Here is a 24,160-nt window from a genome sequence, read left to right as displayed (position 1 = left end):
CGATCAGCGACGCCTCACCACTTGCGGCTGACGATCAGGCGAAAGTTGCGCCCGAACAGCGGGCGCCCGAAGATCGCGGTCGGCACCCCCTGCCCGAACCGATCCCCTGCGGTGTTGCCCTCCGTAAAGCCGTGCGCGTTCGTGATGTTGTCGCCGACCACCTGGACCTGCCACGCGCCGCTCGTCACCGTCCCGCCGAGGCCGAAGGAGCCGTAGGCGGGCAGCGCGGTCGAGTTGAAGAAGTCCGTGTAGCGCCGCCCGACATAGTCATAGCGGCCAAAGATGCTGACCTGCGCCGCCCCGATCTCGAAGTCGGCCGTGGGACGAATGTTCAGGAACAGCTTGGGCTCGCGGATGATCTGCTTGCCGTTCGCGCGGCTGCCGTCCAGGCCGGTGTTGCTGCTGAAATTCAGGTAACGCGGCTTCTGGAAGGTTGCCGAGCCGGCCAGCGAGAAGGGCCCGGGCAGGCGCAGGCGGCCGTCCGCCTCCATCCCCTTCGTCTCGGCGGTGCCGATGAAGTTGGTCGTAACGTCGGCGCGGCCGGTCGCAGGGTTGAAGCCCGCGAAGCTGGCGTTCAGCGGATCGAACTTGGTGTAGAAGCCGGTGATGTAAAGGTACGAGCCACCCACCGCGAACTTCGCGCCCGCCTCGTACAATTTGGCCTTGGTCGCGACGACCGCGGGGGTGGGGTAGGAGAAGGCGATGGTGGTATTGGCGGGCACCTCCAGTTGCGAGGCACGCAGATAGACGCCGGTCTGGCCGGTGACGTCGTAATTGGCGCCGACCGTCCAGTTCGTCGCCGTCTGCTTCAGCTTGAGCGTGCTGGTCGCACCGGTGAAGCCGCGCGTCGTGTTATCGGCCAGCGTCGTCGGATCGCCGAGATTATAGGCCGCAGTCGGCCGCCCGTAGCCGCTGTAGCTATACCATTCGTGGCGGAAGCCGCCGTCGAGCCGCAGCCGGTCGGTGATGTCCCAGCTATCGGTGCCGTACAGCGACAGCACTTGCCCGTCGACGCTGCCCGCGTTGAGCGAGGCGGCATCGTTGAGCGCGCCATTGTCGGTGACGTACCCCAGCACCGCTCCGCTCGACGAATAGGCGGCAAGATCCAGCACCGCGGGGCGTGATCGCACCTGGATCAGGTAATTCTGATAGGCGGTGAACATCGTCTGGCCCCATAGCGAGCCATAGACGCCGACCCGCACGTCATGCGTGCCGAGCCCGCTCTCGAACTTCCGCGTCACCGACAGGTCGCCCTGCACCGCATGGAAGTCGGTGGAGATCGAGCGATATTGCGCCTGCATCACCAGCCCGGAATCGGTTGCAGGATCATAGGCGGTTTGACCGCCGGTACCGGCGACGCTGTAGCCGAGCCGCGTAACCCCGCTGCCGAACGCGGTCGTGGCGGCGGCGCGATAGTTGCTGGCGAAGGTGGTCGCGTCGACGGGATTGGACGTTGAATAGAAAGCGTCGAAATCGACCTTACCCGCGGTCACCCCGCCCTTGGCGGCGACATGCCAGTCGCCGAAGTCGCCTTCGTAATCGAGCGCGACATTCCCGAAGCGCATGTGGCGTCCGTTGGCCAGATCGCCGCGCCGGTTCTGGATCACACCCGCACCGTCGCGATATTTGATGTTCACCGATCGCAGCGCCGGCGTGTTCAGCGTGCCGGTGAAATAGTCGATGTAGCGGTTCAGGCTGACCGAGGGATCGCGCGGATCGTTGGTCGGGATCGACAGATAGAACAGGTTGTGGTCGTCGGTATATTGCCCCGACAGCTTGATCCAGCCGTTGTCGAAATCATGCTTGATATTGGCGCGGATCTGCCCGCCCTTGTCGCTGGGGAAGCCGGAATTGCGATAGCCGTCGTGATAGCGCAGGAACCCGCCGACCGCATAATAGGTGTCCTGGCTCAGCGGCCCCGCCTGATAGGCGTCGAGCCGGTAATAGCCGGTGTCGCCGATCGTCGCCTGCACCTTGCCGCGTGTCGTGTCGGTGCCCGTCACGGTGATGACATTGGCGATCGCCGCGGCGGTGCTGGCGTAGATCGGCGCCGGTCCACCGCGCACCACCTCGATCCGGTCGGTCATCAGGTCCAGCCGGTTCATGCCGTCGCCCTGGTTGAAGAACCAGCCGTCCAGCTCCTGGAACAATGGCAGCCCGTCCTGCTGGTAATAGAGGAAGCCACGGTCGGTCGGGATGCCGCGCACGCGGGTGATGTTCTGCACCTCGCCGCCGGTCGCCTCGGCATGGATCCCCGGCAGCGTGCCGATCAGGTCCGTGGTGCTCTTGGGCGCCAGCTTCTGAATGTCGGCCTGCGACAGCGAGTTGACGGCATAGGACACGTCGAACCGGCGCTGCTGCCGCGCCGATCCGGTGACGATGATGTCGGACGGCACCGCTTCCTCCGTCGTCGTGTCGGTCGCGGCCGCTGGGGCGCTCTGCGTCTGCGCCATCACGGGCGACACGATCATCGGCACAGCGCACAAGGCCGCACTCATCAGCAATTTGGTCTTCATCCTGGCCCCCTGGTCGTTCGGATGCGGGGCCGATGCGTGCCGTTGATGACAACTTTATTTTCTTACATGAAATTAAATCATCGACGAGCGAGCCGTAATCGCATGGATCGGGATCATCGCCGCGCCGACCACTACTGCGCGGCTGCCGATCGCGGAGGCGCGAACCGCGGGCAGTGTCGACCGGTATCCGTCGCGGCGGGCGTGCAGCTGCTCGGTCAGGCCCGAGGCGATCCTGCCGATGATCGGCAACGGCAGCGCGCCCGAAATGATCACCGCGCCCGGATCGAGCCAAACGATCCCGCTCATCACCGCCAGATACAATTGCTCCACCACCCGCGCGATCCACGTGGCGATCAACGACGCCTGCGTATCGAGCAGCGCCTCGATCTCGGCCAGTGAGTCGATCGCGATGCCCGCCTCGCGCAGCACCCGGATCAGATCGATGCCCGACGGCCGCTCGCGCTGAGCGGGAAAAAGCCGGCCGATCTCCCCGGAATTGCCGTGTTCGCCCAGGAACAGGTCGCGCTCGGCGATCAGGCCACCGCCGATGCCGTGGCCGAGGAACAGCGTCAGCACCGACCGGTACCGTCCGATGACGCCATCCTGATAATATTCCGCGAGCGCGGCGGCGCTGGCGTCGTTTTCCGTCCACACCGGCATACCAAGCACGTCCCCGATCAGCTCGGCCAGCGGAACGTCGTTCCAGCCCGCGATCCGGTCGACGACGACGCGGCGGCTGCGGTCGCCGGGCAGCGCATAGCCGGGCACCGCCACCCCCATGCCCAGGAACTTGCCCTGCATGAAGCCGTGCGTGGCGGCCAGCGCCTGCAGCCGCCGCTCGACGGTCTGCGCGAACACCCGTGGGTCGGGACTGTCGAAGGGCGTCGCATCATGGACCAGCGGCGTTCCACGGAAATCGACGATCACCAGTTCCAGCCAGCCGGGATGCGGGGTCGCCCCGATCGCCCAACCACCGCCGCCCGCCACGCGCAACGGCACGGTCGGCCGACCACGGGAAGGCGCCTCCTGCGTTTCCCGCTCCTCGATCAGATCCAGCGCGAGCAACGACTGGGTCAGCCGCGTCATCGTCGCGCCATTCGTTCCCAGCAACTCGGCAAGGCGGGTTCGCGACGCGGCGTTCTCGATCCGCAACTGCATCAGCAAGCGGCGCTCCGGTTCGTTCAACACAATCTGCGGCCGGTGGATGCGCGACATGGCGGATCGATATATTTCCGTTGCGTCAAATAAATGAAAGTCAGTTCCGCTAGGTTCCCCTCTTATGGCCGCTACCCGCTCCCCCCTGTCGGTGTCACGCTCCTCCGCATTGTCGGTGCAATGGGGCTATAGCGCCGGCAATCTCGGCAAGAGCGTGGTGTGGAACAGCTTCGAGAGCATCATGCTCTTCTTCCTCGTGTCGATCGCCGGCTTCGATGCCATCGCCGCCGGACTGATCCTGGCCGCGGCGCTGTTGTGGGATGCGGCGTTCGACCTGATCGTCGCCCGCTGGAGCGATCGACGTGGCCACGCGAGCGAACTGGCGAGGCTCATGATCGTCGGCGCGCCGCTCTGCGGTGTCGGCTTCTGGCTGATCTTCACCCTCAGCGCGCCTTGGGCGATCACCGCCGCGATCATCATCTGCCGGATCGGCTATTCGCTATGCGATGTCGGGCATAACACGCTGCTGATCCGCGTCGCCCATGCACCTGGCGATGCCGCGCGTGTATCGGGTCTGCGTCTGCTGTTCAGCGCATCGGGCGTTGCGCTGCTGGCGCTCGTGTCGGGATCGAGCCTGTCGCTCGCGACCACCGAAATCCAGCACCGCTCGCTGGCGGCGGGCGCACTGGCGGGCGGTGCGCTCTACATCGGGACGCTGCTGCTGGCGCTGGTTGCCACCCGCCACCTCGCCACGCCCCCCCATGGTCATCCGCGGCGTCGATCCATACGCCCCATCGGTACCTACTGGCGTCACCCACCGTTCCGCCGGCTGTTGCTGCTCATCGCCCTACAGGCAGGGCTGGTTTCGATCTTCCAGCGCGCCTTGCCGTTCTACGGTCAGGCGGTGCACGCCGATGCCGGCTGGGCCGGCCCGGCGCTGCTGACGTTGACGCTGGCCCAGTCGGTCGCGTTGCCCGGCTGGATGGCCGTCGCGCGCCATCGGTCGTCGCGAGCCATCGCGATCATGGCCTATGGGATCGCGCTGATCGGGATGGCGGGTCTGACGATCGCCTCGATCGGAACGGTGGGCACGGTCCTGATCGCGGTCTTCGGAGCGGGACTGGCGGGCATGAACCTTGCCATCTGGGCATTGCTCACCGAGACGGTGCAACGCGCGGTGGCGGGTGGAGCGGAGGGGGAGGCCACGCCGGTGGGCTTGTTCCTGGCCGTGCTGAAGGGCGCTGCGGCGCTGGGAAACTTGCTCTGGGCCGGCGTGGTGACGCTCGGGCCCGTGCAATTCGCAAGTTCGATCTTCCCACGCGTGGATCTGCTTCCGCTGACCGCGACGTTGCTGCCCTTCGTTGGATGCTGCGCCGCCCTGCTCCTTCTTACTGGACCGAACCCCGCATTCCGCCGCACGTCGTCATAGGCAGGCATGGCCACCGGCGAGGCGGATCGCCGGCTCCCTCCTCATTTCAGCGTGTACAAATACGCGGTCATGTCGCGCGCATCGCGACGGGTGACGCCCTGTTCGGGCATATCGTTACCGGGCACCACTGCCTGCGGGTGCTCCAGCCAGCGCGTCATCGCTGCGGGATCGTTCGGTAACTTCCCCGCAATCGACGCGCGTACCGCGATCTTCGTCAACGGCGGCCCGACCTGGCCATTCGCACCGGCGATACCCGGAATGACGTGGCAGCTTCCGCATCCATAAGCGGCAATCGCGACCCGGCCCGCGGCACTGCTGCCGCCGCTCACCTGTTCCGCCATGATCCGCGTGCGCGTGCGGCTCTGTGCGAACATCGCTCCACCTGCGACGATCGCTGCCACCACACTGGCGGCGAACAGCCCGGCGAGCCATTTGAGGCTAGCGGGCATGAAATATTCCCTCGCGCGGGTCGGCGAGCAGCCGCCGCATCAGCAGCAGCGCGGCACCGGCGTGGACTAATCCGCCCGGCACCCACATCAGCAGCCCCGCGAGCTGCTGGTCCTCCGCCGGGGTCAGGCCGAACGGTGCCATGCCGAGGCTGGCATAGCCTGCATACCAGGGGCTGGTCGCGAAGGCCATCAGCGCCCCCAGCGCACCCGACACGATCGCGGTCGCGACGAGGCACAAGGCGGCGATCCCCGCCGCCGTGCGCCGGTGCAGCATCGCCGTCCAGAACAGCAACGCGGTGACGAGGAAGGAGAGATGCTGCGCGACATGCCACCCCTCGCTCGCCAGCGCCCGATCGAACAGCGCTGGGGCATGCCATAGCCAAAGCGCCACGGCCTGCAGCACGGTGGCCGTGACCGCCCCGGTGAGCCGACGCCACGGCGCGGCGATCACCGGCACCACCGCGGCAAGGGTGCGCCGCGTCTTCGACGGAAAGGCCCAGAGCATCACCGCCAGCGGCTCGGCCAGCACCAGCAGCGGTGCGCCGACCAACATCAGCAGCTCATGCTCGAACATATGCGCCGCGAAGGAGCGTTCCCCCGCCTCATGGAGCGGCGACACGAGCGCAGCGGCGAGCACCAGCAGCCCCGCCGCATAGAGCAGGCCACGCCGACGCAGCGCACCGCTCCCCTGCCCCGACCGCGCGTGCAGCCGCCGCCAGCCGCGTGCGAACAGCAACGCCGCAAGCGCAAGTGGTGCGACGATCCACGGGTCGAGCGTCCACCCCGGCGGCGCATGATGGTCGGCCGCACCGCCCGAATGTGCGAGAGCCGGTGCGGCGAAGGCCAGCAACGGAAGCGGCAAGGCACGGCTCAGCCGACGCATGGCGGCACCAGCAGGATGGCGAGCGTCTGAAAGGCGATCGCCAGCGCGAAGATACCCGCGAGCGCCAGCGCCAGTCGCGCCAGCCACAGCGTCGCGAGCAGGTCGCCGCCGCGCCGCGCCAGGGGCCAGGCGAGCCAGGCGGCGAGCGCGCAGACGATCAGGCTCGCCGCGCCCCACGCAAGTCCCCATCCAGCAAGGTTGCAACGGGCGTGCAGCAGCGCGGAAAGCCCCTGCTCGAAGCCGAACCAGGCGACCGGCGGCAGCACCAGCGCCGTCCAGCTCCGGCTGCGCGGGCTCACCATAGCCGCGACAGCCCATAGACGATCGTTCCGATCGGGAGCCAGGTCAGCACCACGAAGGTCCAGTAATTGGCATTGTCCTCGACGTCCGCGAACTGATCGTCGCCGATTTCGTGAGTGAACAGCCACGCGGCCTGTACCGCGGTGTCGCCCCAGTCGGTGACGACATGGCTGGTGTGGAGCACCATCAGCATCCACACCACCGAGCCATAGGCATCGCGGTCCCAGCGCGTGTTGAGGTGCGCGAACTCATAGCCGCGCGGGATCAGCAACAACAGGCCGACCACCGCCATCACGGCCACGCCGATCCGCACACCGCGCGCGTCCTTGGCCAGCGCCCGGCGCCGCACCCAGAGATTGGGCAGCTCGCTCAGCACCAGCCCGAGCGTGAAGACCACGCCCCAGCTCAGGTCGGGCGGACGCGTGCCGGGCGGCGGCCAGGCCGGCGCCTGCTGCGTCATCAGGTAGAGGTAGGCCGAAACGGCCAGCGCGAAGCCGGTCCCTTCGATCAGCATGAAGCCGATATTGCCCCACCAGACGAGGTGACGCGCCCCGCTCGCACTGGCCGGCAGGTCGGAAAGATCGCCGACGATCTCCACCTCGCGGGCGCTCTCCGCGTTCATGACCGCACCCGCAGCGGGCCGGTCGTGGCGCGCGCCCGCTGCGGCCAGAACCAGCCGGTCAGCGCCGCCGCGATCGGCAGCGCGCCCGCCACGATCGCCCAGGGCGTGAAGATGCTGCCGAGGAACATCGCCGTCACCGCCAGCGCCGCAACGAAGGGCCAGATCGATGGCGACGCGCTCTTCTGTCGGTACAGGGGCGCAGCATCGACGACCGAGGTGACGAGCACCTCGCGCCGCTCGACCGCTATACCGTCCATGACGCGCAGCACCGGCGCGTTCCACAGCGGTGTCAGGCTGTCGACCACCGGCGTGTAGGGGAGGTTCCACGGCGGCGACGGCGACTCCCCTGCCCATTCGAGCGTCGACGAGCCCCATGGATCGGCACCTGCGCGCGCGCCACGCCAGTAGCTCAGCAGTGCATTGGTGACGAACACCAGCCCGCCCGTCATCGCGATCGCGCTGCCGAGCGTGGCGACCCGGTTGAGCCCTTCCCAGCCCATGCCGGCGGGATAGGTGTAGACGCGCCTCGGCATCCCCAGCAGCCCGAGCAAATGCATCGGCGCGAAGCCGAGGTTGAACCCGCCGACGATCAGGAAGAAGGCGATCCGCCCCCAGCGCTCCGACATCAGCCGCCCGGTCGCCTTGGGATACCAATAGCAGAACGCGCCGAAGAGCGGGAACATCGCCCCGCCCACCAGAACGTAGTGGAAATGCGCGACGACGAAATAGCTGTCGGTAAGCTGCAGGTCGAGCGCGGCCGAGGCGGTCATCACCCCCGACAGACCGCCCAGCACGAAGGTGACGACGAAGCCCAGCACCCACAGCATCGGCGTCGCCAGCCACGGTCGCCCCGTGGCGATCGTCGCCACCCAGCAGAAGATCTGAAGCCCCGCCGGCACCGCGATGGCCATGCTCGCCGCGGTGTAGAAATCATTGCCCAGCCGCGGCAGCCCCACCGCAAACATGTGATGCACCCACAGGCCGAAGGCGAGGCAGCCGATCGCCAGGATCGCGAGCACCAGCACATGATGCCCGAACAATCGCCGCCGCGCGAACGTCTCGACGATCGACGAGACGAAGCCGGTCGCGGGGATGAAGATGATGTACACCTCGGGATGGCCGAAGAACCAGAACAGGTGCTGGAACAACAGCACGTCCCCGTGCGCGGCGGGCGCGAAGAAGTGCGTGGAGACGAGCCGGTCGGCGATCAACATGCTCGTCACCAGCATGATCGCGGGCATCGACAGGATCGTCATCAGCGACGCCACCAGCATCGCCCACAGGAACACCGGCATCCGCGCCAGCGTCATCCCCGGTGGCCGCATCTTCAGGATCGTGGCGGCGACGTTGACCGAGGCGCACAGCGCGGCCACCTCGGTGAAGGTGATCATCTGCGCCCAGATGTCGGCGCGGTGCCCGGGCGCGTAGTTCGGCCCGGACAAAGGCGGATATTCGAACCAGCCCAGGTCCGGCGTGATATCGAGCGCATGTGCCACCCAAAGCGTCAGCACGCCGCCGAGATACAGCCAGTAACTGAACGCGCCGAGCCGCGGGAAGGCCATGTTGCGCTGCCCCAGCATCAACGGCACCAGCCACAGCGCCATGGCCTCCATCGCGGGCACCGAGACGAGGAACAACATGGTCGAGCCGTGGAGCGAGAAGCTCTCGTTATAGAGCTGCGGCCCCATCCGCCTGTTCTCCGCCCACGACAATTGCCAGCGCATGTCGAGCGCGAGCATCCCGGCCAGGAACAGCAGCAGCAGCGCCGTGACGATATAGCGCGCCGCGATCCGCTTGTGATCGACGGTGGTGAGGAACCCCCACCAGCCCGGCGGGTCTCGCCAGGTGAGCGAGAGACGATCGCGACGGTCGATGTCGGGGGTCATTGCAAGCCTGCCAGATAGCCGGCGACCGCATCGGCGTCGGCGGGCGTGAGCGGGACGGCGGGCATCGACGTGCCGGGCTTGATCGCCTGCGGTTGCGTGATCCAGCCCTGAAGATTGCCGCGCGTCATCGTCAGCGTGCCCGCGGCAAGCGTGCGGCGCCCCGCGACATGGGTCAGGTCGGGCCCGGCGCGACCGCCCGCGCCGGTGCCCCGGATCGCGTGACAGGCGGCGCAGGCGGTCGCGAACACCATGGCGCCGCGTCCCGCCGCCGCGCCGGCCGGGGCCGCCTGCGCGGCGAGCCAGGCGCGGAACGCTGCGGGCGGCTCCACCTTCACGGCCAACGCCATATGCGCGTGCTGCATTCCGCAGAACTCCGCGCATTGCCCGCGATACCAGCCGGCACGCCGCGCGGTGATGTCCAGCAGGTTGGTTCGACCGGGGATCATGTCGAGCTTGCCGGCGACGTTCGGCACCCAGAAACTGTGGATCACATCCGCCGCGCCGAGCGCGAGCCGCACCGTCTGCCCCTGCGGCAGATGAAGCTCGTTGGCGGTTTCGATCCACCCGCCGCTCGCCGGGTCGCGGTACTCGACGCGCCACCACCATTGATGGCCGGTGACGCGCACCTCCAGCGCGGGCGCGGCGCGCGTCGCGAACAGCGCGCGATCGGCGAAGAAGCTGGCGGTGATCAGCACCGTGAGCCCGAGGACGATGGTCCCCGCCACGAAGGGCAGCAGGCGCGTCAGTCTGCGGTCGGTGCGGTGGGTGACGTCTCCGTCGCCCCGTGCATCGACGCCGCGCCGTCGCCATGCTTGCCATAGCGCCCAGCCAAGCCCGGCCGCGACGACGGTATAGATCGCGCCGCACACCCACATCGTCAACGCGAAGAGCGAGAACAGCGCACCCGCCTGATCGCCGCCGGGATCGAGCGTGCTCTGCGTGCCGGCGCATCCGATCAGCAGCAGATACGCGACCAGAAGACGCGCGCTCACCGCACCGCCCCCGCCCAGACGCGCCCTTGCGGCTCGCCGACCTGATCGACGCCGAGCCGACGGCGCTTCTCCGGTGTATGCAGCGACAGGTCGCGGACATAGGCGGTCAGTTGCCATAGCTGCTCGGGGGGCACGCGCGCGGCGTAGTTCAGCGCCCCGTGCCGCCGCGCGACCGAGGCATAGACCTGATCGAATTCGGCGCCGTACCGCCAGCGGCCGTCGGCAAGGTTGCGGCTCCCGGAGGCGCTTTCGTCATGGCACGCGGTGCAGCCATACCAGCTGAAGTACCGGCCGCCTTGAGCGACCTGGAAGACGTTGTCCTGATAATAGCCGATGCGGGGATCGGCGGCGCTGTTCGGGGCGGTTTGCGGAAGCGACGGCCCGATGTCGCGGGCCTCGCGCTGGCATCCCGCCAGCGCCAGCGCGCACACGAAGCCGGTCGTCCCATGACCCCGCTGGATCCGCATCCCGCTCCCTTGTGTCCATCGTCAGACACGAAATGTTATAGAAATCGAGGATAGCTGCATTGTGCTGGATTAAGGCGAATTACCGGAAGGGCAGTGCCGCCCGGAGGGCAACAAGCAAGCCCGATCGCTCGCGGCGTCGCGCCGCGCGTTGATATCGGCTGGCCTGATGATGCTTCCACCGGAGCACCGGGGTGCCTCAATCGTGGATCACGCGCCCGATCGCTTGCGTGATCAGCTTGATGGTCGTGGGCTTTTCGCATCGCGCAATATCGGCGAAGCGGCTTGGGAGCGAGGTGCCGTCGTAGCCGGTCGTGAAAACGAGCGGCACGTGGCGCTCGATCAACAGGTCCGCGACGGCATAGGCCGGCTCTCCGCCGAGATTGACGTCGAGCACCGCACCATCGATGCGTGGTTCGGCACCGACCAGTGTCAGCGCATCGTCGACAGTCGCGACCGGACCGAGCACCAGCGCACCGGCATCGTCGAGCCCGGTCCGCAGGTCGTCGGCCAACAGATATTCGTCCTCGACCACCAGGATGCGGCAACCGTCTAGCGTCCGTTCAGGCATGGGTGGGCACCTCCGTGCTCGCGGAAACGGGTAGCGAGATCGTGCAATGGACGCCGTCCGGTCCCAGCCGGTACGACGTTCGGGCGCGGAGCTGATAGGGCAGCGCGCGCTCGATCAGGTCCCGCCCCTGCCCGGACCCGGTCGGCGCGGCGCCGTCTGGCGGCATCGCGACCCCACTCTCCCGCCAGTCGACGTGAAGCCACGGCTTCCCGCCCTCCCCGTGCGAATCGAGGGACCAGATCACCGCAAGTTGACCGCCCGCTTGCCGAAAGGCCCCGTATTTGACGGCGTTCGTCGCCAGCTCGTGCAACGCCATCGCAAGCGTCTGCACCGTCGACGACCGCAGCCGCACGCCCATCGGACCCTCCAGCCGGACGCGATCGAGGCTACCGCTCATCGCCGACAGTTCGGTCCGAAGCAATTCGTCGAAGGAGACGCGATCGACATCGTCGAGGCGGGAGAGCAGCCCCTGCACGCGCGCGAGCGCGTCGAGACGAGCGCCGAACCGCGCGCGGAAATCGCGCAGGTCGGCGCTGGTTCGTGCGGTCTTGTCCGACATGGACCGGACGACGCCGATGAGATTGCGGGTACGGTGCTGAAGCTCGTCGACCAGCACCGTCTGGCGCTCTTGCAGTTCCTTCCGCTGCTGCACGTCGGTGGTGGTGCCGAGCCATTCCACGATGCGCCCGGCGTCGTCACGGACCGGCATCGAGCGCGTATGGTGCCAAAGATAGGCACCGTCGACGGCGCGCCGGACCCTGAACTCGACATCGATGCCGCCGGTGGTGGCGGCTTCGTGCCAGGCGCGCACCGTGGCGTCCCGATCGTCGGGATGAACGGCGTCCAGCCATCCCCGGTCGAGACTGGCGGCGAGACTCTGCCCGGTCAGCGATTGCCACTGCAGGCTCGACCAGGTCCAGCGGCCGTCGTCCGCGGAACGCCAAACCAGTTGGGGGATGCCCTCGACCAGCAGGCGCAGGCGTTGCTCGCTGGCGCGGACGCGCTCCTCGACCTGACGGCGCGGGGTGATGTCGAAGCTGACGCCGTTGATGATCCACGGCCTTTCGCGCTCGGCCCGCCCGCGGATCTCGACCCAGCGCCCTGCCGTCGGGCCTGTGGCGATCTGGACCTGCACCTGAAAGTCCTCGCCCGGCGCGATGTCCTTTGCCGCGACGTCGGCGAGCCAGTCGGCGCCCTCGGAGAACATGAGGTCGGCGTAGACCGAGACGGGATGCGGCTGCTCCGGCGCGGACACGCCCCACAGCGCCTGCACCGTGGCGTCGGTCCGCACCGTCCCGGCGCGCGTGTCCCACTTCCACGCGCCCATCCGGCCGCTGTCGAGCGCGACGCGCCGGACCTCCTCGCTCTCTCGCATTGCCGCCGCCGCCCGACGCTGTTCGGTCACGTTGGTGAACAATACCGCGACGCGATGGCGCTCCCGCACGAGCGGAAAGATGTTCAGATCGAAGATGCGGTCGAGCGTCGGCTCACTCTCATCGACGCGGATCGAGCGCCCGGTTTCCAGCACCTGACCATATAGCCTGGTCCAATGCGGGTTCGGCGTGCCCAGCAATTCGGTCGCCGTCTTGCCGATCGGCCAGGGCATACCCGTGTGCTCGAGAAACGCGGGATTGACCTCGACAAAGCGGAAGTCGCTCCACCGACCATCCGCGTCGCGCAGCACGTCGACAACGGCATAGGCGTCGTCCATCGACTCGAACAGCGACCGATATTTGGCCTCGCTTTCGCGAAGCGCCGTTTCGGCACGTTTGCGCGCATCGATGTCGATGTTGATCCCGACCCATTTCGCGATGCCATCGTCAGCGTCGAGGACGGGGGCTGCGCGCACGTTCGTCCAGCGCCAGCCGCCATCGGGCGCGCGCAAGCGGAACTCCGCATCGACAAGGCCGCGCGCGGCGATCGCGTCGCGCCACTGACGCTCGGCATAGGCGCGGTCGTCAGGGTGGATGGCATCCAGCCAGCCATAGCCGAGCCACTCCTCCAGTGTCTGGCCGGTGAAGGCGCGCCAGCTCGGGCTGTCGGCGACGACGACGCCGTCGCGATCGGTTTCCCACACCGCCTGCGCCCAGCTACCGATCAGCAACCGGTGTCGCGCCTCGCTTTCACGCAGGGCGCGCGCCGCCAGAACCTGGGTGGTGGTTTCCTTCAGGGTCCACAGGACGCCGGCGACCGCTCCGTGCTCGTCGCGCACCGGCGCATAGTCGACATCGAACCACGCGTCCTCCAATCGGCCGTTCCGCAGCACCGGGTAACGCTGCGCCGGAAGCCGGGCCGACTGCCCCGCCATGCCGGCAGCGACATCGGCAGCGAAGGCACCGCGCGACCGTGCGAAGGTCTCATACGCGGATCGCCCCAACGGCTGCACATGGTGCTCGCGGAGCAGCTCGGTGAAGCGGTCGTTGTAGAGGTGGATCGCCTTCTCGCCCCAGACGAGGCTCGCCATCCCCGGCGTGTCGAACATGAAGTCGACGACCGTCCTCAAATGCTGCGGCCAGCCTGCGATCGGCCCGAGCGCGGTTGCCGACCAGTCGAAATCGCGGATCCGTTTCGCCATCGCCGTTTCGGCGAACGGCCAGCGCGGCGGCGCCTGTGCCTCTTGCCCGGTCATCAAGCTGCCTCGCTCCCATGGCTGCCATGCTGTCGATGGCCGGGTGAGGACAGCACCCATCGGCGGCGCCGGGATTCGTGTGAAAGGCGGGAAAGGATCACGTCTGTCAGCGGACGGCGTGGTCCGCCGTCCAGCCCCATGCTCGCGGCGTGGCATAGCGGCCGGACTGGGCGGCGACGGCCTCGACCACCTCATGGTAAAGCACCGGCTTCTGCAGACAAAGCGTGTCCGCCAAATCGGCCGGAACGATCGAGGGATCGTACCCCGTCACGATGACGCTCTGGATATGCTGATCCTTCAGCGCGCGCGCGACCTCGAACCGCGCACCGGACCCGTCCAGATTCAGGTCGAGAACGGCATGTGACGGCCTGAACTCGCTGAGGATGCGCATCGCCTCGGCGGGGCCGGGGCACGGTCCCAGCACGATGGCACCCGCCTCCTTGAGCGCATCCGCCGTATCGGTCGCGATGAAATACTCATCCTCGACCACAAGAACGACGCACCCCGCCAACTTACGCTCCATGATCAATGCCCTGTCATTAACCTCAGGGAATATCACACGTCAAAGATCGCGGCGGTCACAACAAAGGATAGGAGCCTTGATCGGGATCAAAAACTTTCCACGAGCCAAGCCGGCGCGCGATTGATCGGACCAATTCGCGAGCGACACTGCTTGATCGCGCCGCGCTACCGTCGCGATAGACCGATTGTCCGCGGCCGGCAGGCGACGCGCGTTCATCCACGGCAGGTTGTTGAGCGCCCGCCTTGACCGATGTTTATCAAAAAGGTGCCGCGACGGCGGCCGGTGACGAACTGTCCATCTGCAAGGACTGAACTGTTGAAGCGGCGCTTCGTTAAGAAGCGGAAACACTTGGCCAGCGCTACACGACAGATCAGTGATCTAAGTGAGGACCCGTCATGGATGCAACATCGAAGCCTTGCAGGCGAGATGTCGTAATCGACCCGATCGGCAGCGAGGTTGCCGCACCGACGCCCGCGAAGGGTGTCGCCCTCGCCTCATGCCGCGCCAGCGAGGAAGGCCGATGGTGACGCGAACATCACCGGCCGCGCCATTGGCCAACGATGTGTCGGGCGTCAGCGCCTATGTGCTGGCGCTGCGCGGCGAGTTGCGGAACGGTGGCATGGCGCGGATCGCGCTTCTTCGGCTCGGCGATCTGACCGTCGAGGTCTGTCGCGGCGAGGACTCGATCTGGGCGCTGGTGCGGCGCGCCGGCAAGGGCGGGCTGGCGGTGCGCGCGGCCTATGTTCCCGGCGGCAGCGTCACCGTTCGCAAGCTCGCGCCCGAGCCCGGCGAGGCGCTGCGGCTGGAGGCGGAAGGCACGATCGGCCGATACCTCATCGCGCTGCGCACCAGCGAGGCCGACCTGCATGGGATGCAGTTGGCGGTGTGGCTGACCCCGGCCGCGCCGCTGCTGATCCCCTTCCACCCGCGCGACCTGTACGTGCTCGACGCCGACGACGATCCGACCGGTGCGACCGGCACCGTCGAGGCGGCGCAGCGCGGCGTGAACGGCGGGCTGATCTACTTCCGCTGCGACGATCCGGCGTTCGGCAGCACCTTGTACCTGCAGAACCTGACGCGGCTGAACGATTATTATCGCGCGACGCACACCGTGCCCGACGCGGCGGTCGGCGGAGAATGGCCGGAGCTGGGCTATCTGCTCCCCACTCCCCCGCAAAGTGGCACGCCCCCGACGCACCCGCTGCCTGCGGGCGAGATGGTGATGCTCAGCAACCCGATCATCGTGTTCCGCGATGGTGCCGCGGACGATGAGCTGGAGATGGCGCGCCAGTTCCTCCAGATGCTCGGGCTCGCGTACAAAGCATTGCCGCTGCCGCACGTCGACTATCGCGACTGGATCGATCGCGCCGACCGCACGATCGCCGATCTGGCGGACGCGCCGCAGGCGACCGTCCGCCATTATGGCCACACCTATGTCATGCCCTACCCGGAGGGCGAATATCCCGACGTGATGGTGCAGATGTCGGTGCTCGCCGCGCTCCACGATTACGGACGCTGGCGCGGCGAACCGCCGCCGCTCGAAGAGGAATTGCGGCGCGGATTGCCGCGCTTCTACGACGAAAAACTGAAGGTGGTGCGGCGCTATCTGCCCAACGTCGGCGCCGACAAGGACGCCGACGCGGTCGATAGCTGGTATCTCTATCATCCGATGCTCAATATGGCGCGGATGGCGCTGGACGGCGATGCGACGTGCCGCGACCTGCTGATGAAGTCGATCGACTATGCGATCCGCGCCGCGCGCCATTTCAATTATGCGTGGCCGATCATGTACGATGTCCGCGACTTCTCGGTGAAGACGCAGGCGCGCAACGACGATCGTTTCGGCCAGACCGACGTCGGCGGCATCTACGCGCAACTGATGCTGTTCTGTTATCAGCTTACCGACGACCAGACCTATCTCGACGAGGCGCGCGCGGCGATCGATGCCGCGGTCGGGATGCGCTTCAACCTCGAATATCAGGCGAACCTGACCGCCTGGGGCGCGGCGGCGTGTCTGCGGCTGTGGCGGATCACCAACGAGGAACGCTACCGCGCGCAAAGCTACGTCTATCTCGCCAGCTTCTTCCACAATTGCGAATTATGGGAATCGGAGATCGGCCACGCGCGGCATTACCGCACCTTCCTCGGCGCGACCTGCCTGCATGACGCGCCGTACATGGCGATCTATGAATGTTTCGACAGCTTCACCGCGTTCGACGCGTATCTTGCCGACAGCGGCCCGGATCTGGAGCCTGCCGCGCGGATGCTGATCGGCGAATATTGCAAATATGCGCTCGACCGCGCGTGGTATTACTATCCCGATGCGCTCCCCGAGAAAGCCATCGCCGGTCCGCCGCATCAGAGCGGGATCATCAACCCCAAACTCTCCTTTCCGCTCGAGGACCTGTACGGCGACGGACAACAGGCCGGACAGGTCGGGCAGGAAATCTATGGCGCGGGCGCGGCGATGGTCTTTGCGTCGCGCGCCTTCCACCCTGTCGAGGGCGCGCCGTTCCGGCTGTTCTGCAACCTGTTCGTCCGCGCGATCGAGCGTACCGGCGACCGCGCGCTGACGCTGGTGCTCGACGGCGGCGAGACATGCCATGCCGACCTGTCGCTGGTGCGGCTCAAGCGGAAGCGGCTGCCGGCGGCGACGCTGACCAGCGCGCACGGCGACCGGCTGCGCCCGCATCACGCCGACAAGGATCGCCTCGACTTTCGCGTGCCCGCCAGCGGCCGCCTGATCCTGCAATGGAGCGAATGATCGGCGGGGCAAGCCAATCATCGTCACCGGCGGCACGACCGGCATCGGCCAGTCCCCAGAGCGCCGGCACGACGTTAAGGCTCACCCGTCCCGCGCCACCTGAAATCCGGCGAATGACTGGCTTACCGGCATCAACTCCAGCCGGTTGATGTTCAGATGCGGCGGCAACGACGCGATCCACAGGATGGTGGCGGCGATGTCCTCGGCGGTCATCGGCGAAGAGCCGCCGTAAAGCGTGTCCGATGCCTTCTGGTCGCCGCCGGTGCGTACCAGCGTGAATTCCGTCTCCACCATGCCCGGCTCGATGGTGCTGACGCGAACGCCGGTGCCGTGAAGGTCCGAGCGGAGGTTCAGCGAAAACTGTTCCACGAACGCCTTGGTGCCGCCGTAGACGTTCCCGCCGGTGTACGGGTAGCTGCCGGCCACCGATCCGATGTTCACGATCGCGCCCTTGCGCGCGATGAGCGTCGGCAGCAGCCGGTGCGTAATGGCGACCAGCGCGATGACGTTCGTATCGATCATCGTCCGCCATTGTCCGAGATCGGCCTTCTGCGCCGGAACGGTGCCCAGCGCGAGGCCGGCATTGTTGATCAGCAGATCGATGCCGCGGAACGGCTCGGGTAGCGCGTCGAGGGCGGCGTCGCGCGCCGCATCGTCGCGAATGTCGAACGTGGCGGCGTGCACGCGCTCGCCATGTTCCTCGGTCAGCGCCGCCAGCCGGTCCGCGCGGCGTCCGGTCGCGATCACCTGCCAACCCGCATCGACCAGCGCTTTCGTGGCCGCGCGGCCGATCCCCGATGTCGCGCCGGTGACGATCGCTGTCTTCATGGTCGATGTTCCTTTTGCCTTGGCGACTCCGTGCCGTCGATGTTGCCGCCAATCGCGCGCGGTTCAAGCGTGACGAACCTCTGCGGTTCGGACGGGCGGCCGGCTGCTTCGATCGGCCTGCGATCGCGACGCGGCCCAATCGGGCACACGCGTCCGGGTTTCGCGCCCGAACGGTCCCACATGGATCAAGCTGGGCTAGCAGCGTTCAAAGGTGAATTGCATCCCGTTGCCCGCGCCCGGCGGCTAGCAAGCACGGGCAGCATCAGGAACCCCATGACCGATCCCGCCCTCCTTCACGAACATCCGCAACAATTCGGGCCACGTCTCGTGACGCTCGGAAAGACATGCCGCGCGGTCGAGGCGATGGGGACGGCATGATCGCGCTCAACGGCGTCAGCAAGGACTTTCCGGACGGCACGCGTGCGCTGGACGACGTGTCGCTCGATGTGCCGCGCGGCGCGATCTTCGGCGTGATCGGCCGGTCGGGTGCCGGCAAGTCGACGCTGCTGCGGCTGCTCAACGGGCTCGACCAGCCCAGCGCGGGGACGGTGCAGGTCGACGGCATCGATCTCGGCACACTCGACCAGTCTGGCCTGCGTGCGTTGCGGCGGCGCGTCGGCATGATCTTCCAGTCGTTCGGGCTGCTTGCCAATCGCACCGTCGCCGCCAACGTCGCGTTGCCGCTCGAACTGGCGGGCGTGCCGCGTGCCGAGCGCGACGCGCGGGTCACGGCGCTGCTCGACCGCGTCGGGCTTGCGGACAAGGCGGCGAGCTATCCCGCACGGCTGTCGGGCGGTCAGCGGCAACGCGTCGGGATCGCCCGCGCGCTGGCGACCCGCCCGGATGTGCTGCTGTGCGACGAAGCGACCAGCGCGCTCGATCCCGAAACCACGCGCTCGGTGCTCTCGCTGCTCGGCGACCTCAACCGCGAACTCGGGCTGACGATCGTGCTCATCACCCACGAAATGTCGGTGGTGCGCGCGGTATGCAGCCATGTCGCGGTGCTCGATCGCGGTCGCGTGGTGGACAGCGGACCGCTCGACCTGGTGCTGGACGGCGATCATGCCGCCACCCGCGCTTTGCTCGGGGAAGCGGCATGAGCGGCTGGTTCGCCAACGTCGTCTGGGGCGACATCGCCGTGGCGACGCGCGACACGCTGGTGATGCTGGGCGCGTCGCTGGCGCTGACGATCCTCGTCGGCGTGCCGCTCGGCGTTTTGCTGTTCGTCACTGGCCGCGGGCAGATCGCGGAGGCGCGCTGGCTCAACCGCCTGCTGGGCGCGGTCGTCAACGTGCTGCGGTCGGTGCCGTTCGTCATCCTGCTGATCGTGCTGATCCCGGTGACGCTCGCATTAGTCGGCACCTCCTTGGGAGTGGCGGGCGCGATCCTGCCGCTCGTCGTGGGTGCCGCGCCTTTCTATGCGCGGCTCGTCGAACAGGCGCTGCGCGAGGTGCCGCGCGCGACGATCGAGGCGGCGCAGGCGATGGGCGCGAGCCGCCGCCAGATCGTCACCCGCGCGCTGCTGCCCGAGGCGCTGCCCGGCCTCGTCTCGGGCGCCACCGTCACGGCGGTCGCGCTCGTCTCGTTCACCGCCATGGCCGGGGTCGTCGGCGCAGGCGGGCTGGGCGACCTCGCCATCCGCTACGGTTATCAGCGCTTCCAGACCGATGTGATGCTCGTCACCGTCGTGCTGATGGTCGTGCTCGTCCAACTCCTCCAGCTCGGCGGCGACTGGCTCGCGCGCCGGCTGGACCATCGTTGAGGATCCCGATGCTTCCCCGCCGCACCTTGCTTGCCGCCGCTTTGTTGCTCGCCGCCTGCGGCAGCAAAAGCGATCCGCACCGCCTGACCGTCGCCGCGACCGCCGTGCCCCACGCCGAGATCCTGGCGCAGGTCAAACCGTTGCTCGCGAAGGAAGGCGTCGACCTCGATGTGCGGGTCTTCAACGACTACGTGCAGCCGAACCTGCAGGTCGATCAGAGTCAGATCGACGTCAACTATTTCCAGACCGGTCCCTATCTCCAGCAGTTCAACAAGGAGCGCGGCACGAAGCTGGTGCCGGTCGCGGGTGTCCACGTCGAGCCGCTGGGCGCCTATTCGCGGCGGTGGAAGTCGATCGAGGACGTTCCCGCCGGGGCCAGCGTCGCGATCCCCAACGAGCCCAGCAACGGCGGCCGCGCGCTGCTGGTCCTGCAAAAGGCCGGGCTGATCCGCCTGAAGGACCCCGCCAATCCGCTCGCCACCCTCGGCGACATCGTGGCGAACCCGCGCAAACTGCAGTTCCGCGAGCTCGAACCGGCAACGCTGCCGCGTGTACTGGGCGAGGTCGATCTCGCGCTCATCAACACCAATTACGCGCTGGACGCGAAGCTCAACCCGACCCGCGACGCGCTGGCGATCGAGGACCGGAATTCGCCTTACGTCAACTTCGTCGTGGGCCGGCCCGGCACCGCCGACGATCCGCGCGTCCGCAAGCTGGTAGCGGCGCTACACAGCGCACAGACCCGCGCGTTCATCGAACGAACCTACAAGGGCGCGGTGCTGCCGGCGTTCTAGGGGCGATCGACATTCATAGTTGCCTGCCCTCGCCCCTCGCAGAGGGGAGAGGGTTGCGCAGACTTAGGCTTTGCGCAGCAAAGTCTTGGTCGGAGCTGGGTGAGGGGTGGCGCTCGCGCAAGCGAGCGCGCGAGCCTTTGGCTCGCTCACCCCCCCACCCAAGCTGTGCTAGCCAGCAAGCTGGCAAGCTCCGCTCCCCTGATTTCGATCGGCCCTAGGACCGTTCGAAATCAGGGGAGCGGCTTCGCCGCGACGTGTCGGTCAAACCGGGCGACGCGGCGGGCGAACATCTCCACGCCCCGCCCTTGCCAGGATGAAGACACGCTTTCCTTGACGTGAGATTTGCTGCATTCAATTCCCATCGAATTGGTGGATGATGGTGCAGGAGGTGCCACATGTCTCTCAAACTCGGCGATGTCGTTCCTGATTTCACACAAGATTCCACGATCGGCCCGTTCCATTTCTACGAATGGGCTGGCGAAAGCTGGGTGGTGCTGTTCTCGCATCCGCGCGATTTCACGCCGGTCTGCACCACCGAGCTTGGGGCCGTCGCGGCGCTGAAACCCGAGTTCGACCGTCGCGGCGTCAAGGTCGCGGGGCTCTCGGTCGATCCGCTCGACAGCCACGCCCGCTGGGCCGACGATATCGAGAAAAGCCAAGGCCATGCGCTCAACTTCCCGTTGATCGCCGATCACGACCGTTCCGTATCGCTCGCGCTCGACCTGATCCATCCCGGCGCGTCCGACACCACGACGGTGCGGACCGTGCTGGTCATCGATCCGGCGCGGAAGCTGCGCCTGACGCTGACCTACCCGGCCTCGACCGGACGCAACTTCGCCGAAATCCTGCGCACGGTCGACAGCTTGCAACTGACCGACCGGCACAAGGTGGCGACGCCTGCCGACTGGAAGCACGGCGACGACGTCATCATCGTCCCCTCGGTCGATGACGAGGCGGCGCGCGCGCTGTTTCCGGCCGGCTGGGACGCGCCGTTGCCGTACCTGCGTACCGTCAGGCAGCCTGCATGAACCGCGCGCGGCGTGGGATCGAATGGCCGACGGTGGCGCTCGCCGCCGTCATCTACGGCGGCTGGCTGGCGCTGACCGCTTTCCACGCCGCGCTCCCGCTGCCGGTGGTCGTCATGGCCGGCGCGTGGCTGGTGGCGTGGCACGGCTCGCTCCAGCACGAAACGATCCATGGCCATCCCACGCGCTCGGCGACGATCAACGCCGCGATCGGCAGCGTGCCGCTCTCGCTATGGTTGCCCTACTCCCTCTATCGCGACAGCCACATTGCGCACCATCGGAGCCCGCATATCACCGATCCGCGCCACGATCCGGAATCGCGCTACGTCGCAGGGGGCGGCGCGAAGCGGTGGGCGGCCGCGATCCAGTCGACGCTGCTGGGCCGGCTGCTGTTCGGGCCGGCGCTCGCGATCCTGACGCTGGCGGCTGCCGAAGCGCAGCGGCTGCGCACGCGGCCCGGTGCCGTGGCGCGCGACTGGTCGCTGCACCTCGTCGGCGCCGCCGTGTTGATCGCATGGCTGGAGGCGACCGGCTTCGGCACGATGAGGTACCTCCTGCTCGTCGTCTATCCCGCATTGTCGCTGACGCTGCTGCGGTCGTTTGCCGAGCATCGCGCCGACATTCCCGGCCCAAGCCGCGCGGCGACCGTCGAGCGCGGCGGGCTGCTGGGGCTGCTCTATCTCAACAATCACCTGCACACCGCGCATCACGATCGGCCCGATCTCGCCTGGTACCGCCTGCCCGTGCATCAGCGCCGGCATCGGAACCGCCTGGCGGCGGAGGCCGGCGCGGCGCACCGCAGCTACGGTGCGATCGTGCGCCGCTACGCACTGCGCCGACACGACGTGCTCGTGCACCCCGACGCGGACAAACGCCGATGATCGCGTCGCTCGCCATGTACGATCACCCGGCACAGCGCTGGGCGAACGATGCGATCTGGGCCGCGCTCGGGGCCGCATTGCGCGAGCGCGACATCGACGCACCGGCCACGCTCGACCAGGATCTACCGGTGGAGGACGTCTGGCGCGCGCCGGACCTGCTGCTGGCGCAATGCTGCGGTTACCCGCTGGTTGCCGACGACACGCTCGATCTGCGCGTCGTCGCGGTGCCGCGCTACGCCGTGCCCGGCTGCACGCCCGGCCGGCACCTCAGCCACCTTGTCGTGCGCGATACCGAAAGGGCGAGCGATCTCGCGGCCTTCCGCGGCCGGATCGCCGCGATCAACGCACCGCTGTCGAACACGGGCACGAACCTGTTCCGCGACGCGCTTGCGGACGTGGCGGACGCCTCGCCGTTCTTCAGCGCGGTCGTGACGACCGGCTCGCATCGACAGAGCGCGCTGGCCGTTCGCACCGCCGCCGCCGACATCGCGGCGATCGATGCCGTCACCTATGCTGCGCTGGCACGTTTCGAGCCGGAGGCGCTGGCCGGACTGCGGACGATCGCCGTCACCCGACCGTCTCCGACGCTGCCCTTCGTCACCGCGCGCGCCACGCCGATGGCGACGGTCGCTGCGCTCCGGGCGGCGCTGACGGCGGTGGCGAACGATCCCCGGCTGGACAGCGCGCGCGACGCGCTGTTCCTGTCGGACATCGTGCCCTCAGGCGGGCATCGCTACGCCACGCTGCTGGCACTGGCCCGCAAGGCGGCGACCCGAGGCTATCCGCACCTGGTCTGACGCCATTCCCGGCGCACAGCGCCCGAGCCGGGGGCTAAACGGCTCCCCTTCCCGATACCAGCGCATGAACCCTCAGCCGAGGAAAGACGTCTTCGAGCGATCGGGTATCGGGCAGGATGTAGACATAGCCGCCCTTCTTCTCGAACATCGGGCGCAGGTTCGTGGCATAGAAGGCGCGAGGGACGTTGATGCAGCCGAACGTGATGCGGTTGTCGTCGGCCTCGGGCGACAGCATCCGCGCGCGGCGATTCTCCGATCGGGCAGCGTCGCCGGGGATCGAGTGGATCGCGACGCTGTTGGTGTAATCGACCCACAGCACGCGCTGGCGTCCGGCGGCATAGCCGAATTTCGCGAGGAACCGCCCCGCCGGGGTGGTCTTTTCGGCCGGGCCGATCTCGCCGAGCTTCTTGCTGCCGACACCGGGCGTGGCGTCGTCACCCGGCGCGATGCCGAGCAGCACCGGCACCTGCGCAAGCAACTTGCCCTTTCCATCGAACAGGATGAGCGACGCATCCCGCTTGTCGATGACGGCATAGGGCAGCGCGTGATTGTCGTGCGATGCGGCAATCCAGTCCGCCACGCGAAGCGCGTCGGCCGAAGGCGACAGGACCGCCTCCGAGGTCGCTTCCGGCACTTTCGCCGTCGCCACACCCTGCGCCTTCGGACGGGTTGCCGTCGGCGCGCCGGCCGCGACCAATGCGAGCCCGGCAAATAGCTGTAATATGATCATCGTGCCGCCAGAAGCCGGAAGCGGCCGCCCGGTGGGGCGACCGCTGGATGTTCGTCAACGATCACACGGCGATCGGGATGCACCGGGCGCTCGTCGATCTGTCGCCGCGCACCGGCGCTGCCGTCACGGCACGCCGGTCGCAGCGACGGGATGAGGCAGA

General features: G+C 67.7%; 22 protein-coding genes. 8 read left to right on the top strand and 14 right to left on the bottom strand.

Annotated elements, in window-relative coordinates:
* Positions 1 to 14: 14 nt before the first annotated feature.
* On the bottom strand, positions 15 to 2,498 hold the full coding sequence (locus tag PGN16_RS05180; RefSeq protein WP_443019582.1) for a TonB-dependent receptor: 2,484 nt from the start codon (positions 2,496 to 2,498) through the stop codon (positions 15 to 17).
* 90 nt (positions 2,499 to 2,588) lie between these two features.
* Positions 2,589 to 3,731, bottom strand: coding sequence for an ROK family protein (locus PGN16_RS05175; protein ID WP_335308318.1), 1,143 nt, complete (start codon positions 3,729 to 3,731; stop codon positions 2,589 to 2,591).
* A gap of 64 nt (positions 3,732 to 3,795) precedes the next feature.
* Between PGN16_RS05175 and PGN16_RS05170 the strand changes: the two genes are divergently transcribed.
* Positions 3,796 to 5,100: an MFS transporter gene (locus tag PGN16_RS05170; RefSeq protein WP_335308317.1), complete on the top strand. Its 1,305-nt coding sequence runs from the start codon at positions 3,796 to 3,798 to the stop codon at positions 5,098 to 5,100.
* Positions 5,101 to 5,141: 41 nt separating this feature from the next.
* On the opposite strand, the gene PGN16_RS05165 is transcribed toward PGN16_RS05170, so the two are convergent.
* From PGN16_RS05165 to PGN16_RS05120, 10 genes are all read right to left on the bottom strand, one after another.
* Complete coding sequence (locus PGN16_RS05165; protein ID WP_335308316.1) at positions 5,142 to 5,549, bottom strand: c-type cytochrome; 408 nt, start codon at positions 5,547 to 5,549, stop codon at positions 5,142 to 5,144.
* Complete coding sequence (locus PGN16_RS05160) at positions 5,539 to 6,432, bottom strand: cytochrome c oxidase assembly protein (protein WP_335308315.1); 894 nt, start codon at positions 6,430 to 6,432, stop codon at positions 5,539 to 5,541. Before PGN16_RS05160 ends, PGN16_RS05165 begins: the two co-directional genes overlap by 11 nt.
* Positions 6,420 to 6,731 carry a hypothetical protein gene (locus PGN16_RS05155; RefSeq protein WP_335308314.1) on the bottom strand — a complete coding sequence of 104 codons (312 nt, stop codon included), beginning with the start codon at positions 6,729 to 6,731 and terminating at the stop codon, positions 6,420 to 6,422. The genes PGN16_RS05160 and PGN16_RS05155 overlap by 13 nt, the downstream gene beginning before the upstream one ends.
* Positions 6,728 to 7,354: a cytochrome c oxidase subunit 3 gene (locus PGN16_RS05150; protein ID WP_335308313.1), complete on the bottom strand. Its 627-nt coding sequence runs from the start codon at positions 7,352 to 7,354 to the stop codon at positions 6,728 to 6,730. Before PGN16_RS05150 ends, PGN16_RS05155 begins: the two co-directional genes overlap by 4 nt.
* Positions 7,351 to 9,240, bottom strand: a complete 1,890-nt coding sequence (locus tag PGN16_RS05145) for a cbb3-type cytochrome c oxidase subunit I (protein WP_335308312.1) — start codon at positions 9,238 to 9,240, stop codon at positions 7,351 to 7,353. The genes PGN16_RS05150 and PGN16_RS05145 overlap by 4 nt, the downstream gene beginning before the upstream one ends.
* The gene (locus PGN16_RS05140) at positions 9,237 to 10,232 is read right to left on the bottom strand and encodes a cytochrome c oxidase subunit II (RefSeq protein ID WP_335308311.1); all 996 of its coding nucleotides are present in this window, start codon (positions 10,230 to 10,232) and stop codon (positions 9,237 to 9,239) included. Before PGN16_RS05140 ends, PGN16_RS05145 begins: the two co-directional genes overlap by 4 nt.
* A complete protein-coding gene (locus PGN16_RS05135; protein WP_335308310.1) occupies positions 10,229 to 10,699 on the bottom strand; it encodes a hypothetical protein in 471 nt (156 codons plus the stop codon). Before PGN16_RS05135 ends, PGN16_RS05140 begins: the two co-directional genes overlap by 4 nt.
* Positions 10,700 to 10,895: 196 nt before the next feature.
* Positions 10,896 to 11,267: a response regulator gene (locus PGN16_RS05130; protein ID WP_335308309.1), complete on the bottom strand. Its 372-nt coding sequence runs from the start codon at positions 11,265 to 11,267 to the stop codon at positions 10,896 to 10,898.
* Positions 11,260 to 13,896 carry a PAS domain S-box protein gene (locus PGN16_RS05125; RefSeq protein WP_335308308.1) on the bottom strand — a complete coding sequence of 879 codons (2,637 nt, stop codon included), beginning with the start codon at positions 13,894 to 13,896 and terminating at the stop codon, positions 11,260 to 11,262. Before PGN16_RS05125 ends, PGN16_RS05130 begins: the two co-directional genes overlap by 8 nt.
* 106 nt (positions 13,897 to 14,002) lie before the next feature.
* Entirely contained in the window at positions 14,003 to 14,407 is a 405-nt protein-coding gene (locus tag PGN16_RS05120) for a hypothetical protein (protein ID WP_335308307.1), read from the bottom strand.
* Positions 14,408 to 14,939: 532 nt separating this feature from the next.
* Here PGN16_RS05120 and PGN16_RS05115 point away from each other — a divergent pair.
* A complete protein-coding gene (locus PGN16_RS05115) occupies positions 14,940 to 17,183 on the top strand; it encodes a hypothetical protein (RefSeq protein ID WP_335308306.1) in 2,244 nt (747 codons plus the stop codon).
* An 81-nt stretch (positions 17,184 to 17,264) separates the two neighbouring features.
* Here PGN16_RS05115 and PGN16_RS05110 read toward each other — a convergent pair whose 3' ends face one another.
* A complete protein-coding gene (locus PGN16_RS05110) occupies positions 17,265 to 18,011 on the bottom strand; it encodes an SDR family NAD(P)-dependent oxidoreductase (protein WP_335308305.1) in 747 nt (248 codons plus the stop codon).
* 374 nt (positions 18,012 to 18,385) lie between these two features.
* On the opposite strand from PGN16_RS05110, the gene PGN16_RS05105 reads away from it, so the two are divergent.
* The 6 genes from PGN16_RS05105 to PGN16_RS05080 all read left to right on the top strand — a co-directional run bounded on the left by PGN16_RS05105 (position 18,386) and on the right by PGN16_RS05080 (position 23,270).
* Positions 18,386 to 19,111, top strand: a complete 726-nt coding sequence (locus tag PGN16_RS05105; RefSeq protein WP_335308304.1) for a methionine ABC transporter ATP-binding protein — start codon at positions 18,386 to 18,388, stop codon at positions 19,109 to 19,111.
* A complete protein-coding gene (locus tag PGN16_RS05100) occupies positions 19,108 to 19,773 on the top strand; it encodes a methionine ABC transporter permease (RefSeq protein ID WP_335308303.1) in 666 nt (221 codons plus the stop codon). Before PGN16_RS05105 ends, PGN16_RS05100 begins: the two co-directional genes overlap by 4 nt.
* 8 nt (positions 19,774 to 19,781) lie before the next feature.
* On the top strand, positions 19,782 to 20,567 hold the full coding sequence (locus PGN16_RS05095) for a MetQ/NlpA family ABC transporter substrate-binding protein (RefSeq protein ID WP_335308302.1): 786 nt from the start codon (positions 19,782 to 19,784) through the stop codon (positions 20,565 to 20,567).
* 395 nt (positions 20,568 to 20,962) lie between these two features.
* Positions 20,963 to 21,595, top strand: a complete 633-nt coding sequence (locus PGN16_RS05090) for a peroxiredoxin (protein WP_335308301.1) — start codon at positions 20,963 to 20,965, stop codon at positions 21,593 to 21,595.
* Positions 21,592 to 22,473, top strand: coding sequence for a fatty acid desaturase (locus PGN16_RS05085; RefSeq protein ID WP_335308300.1), 882 nt, complete (start codon positions 21,592 to 21,594; stop codon positions 22,471 to 22,473). Before PGN16_RS05090 ends, PGN16_RS05085 begins: the two co-directional genes overlap by 4 nt.
* Positions 22,470 to 23,270: a phosphate/phosphite/phosphonate ABC transporter substrate-binding protein gene (locus tag PGN16_RS05080; RefSeq protein WP_335308299.1), complete on the top strand. Its 801-nt coding sequence runs from the start codon at positions 22,470 to 22,472 to the stop codon at positions 23,268 to 23,270. Before PGN16_RS05085 ends, PGN16_RS05080 begins: the two co-directional genes overlap by 4 nt.
* Before the next feature lie 34 nt (positions 23,271 to 23,304).
* Here the strand turns inward: PGN16_RS05080 and PGN16_RS05075 are convergent, their stop codons facing one another.
* Complete coding sequence (locus PGN16_RS05075) at positions 23,305 to 24,000, bottom strand: hypothetical protein (protein WP_335308298.1); 696 nt, start codon at positions 23,998 to 24,000, stop codon at positions 23,305 to 23,307.
* Positions 24,001 to 24,160 lie beyond the last annotated feature (160 nt).

The organism is Sphingomonas phyllosphaerae (assembly GCF_036946485.1).
GTDB classification, from domain to species: domain Bacteria; phylum Pseudomonadota; class Alphaproteobacteria; order Sphingomonadales; family Sphingomonadaceae; genus Sphingomonas; species Sphingomonas phyllosphaerae_E.
The sequence above is the reverse complement of the archived record's forward strand: the minus strand, read 5'-3'. Positions and strand labels throughout refer to the sequence as shown.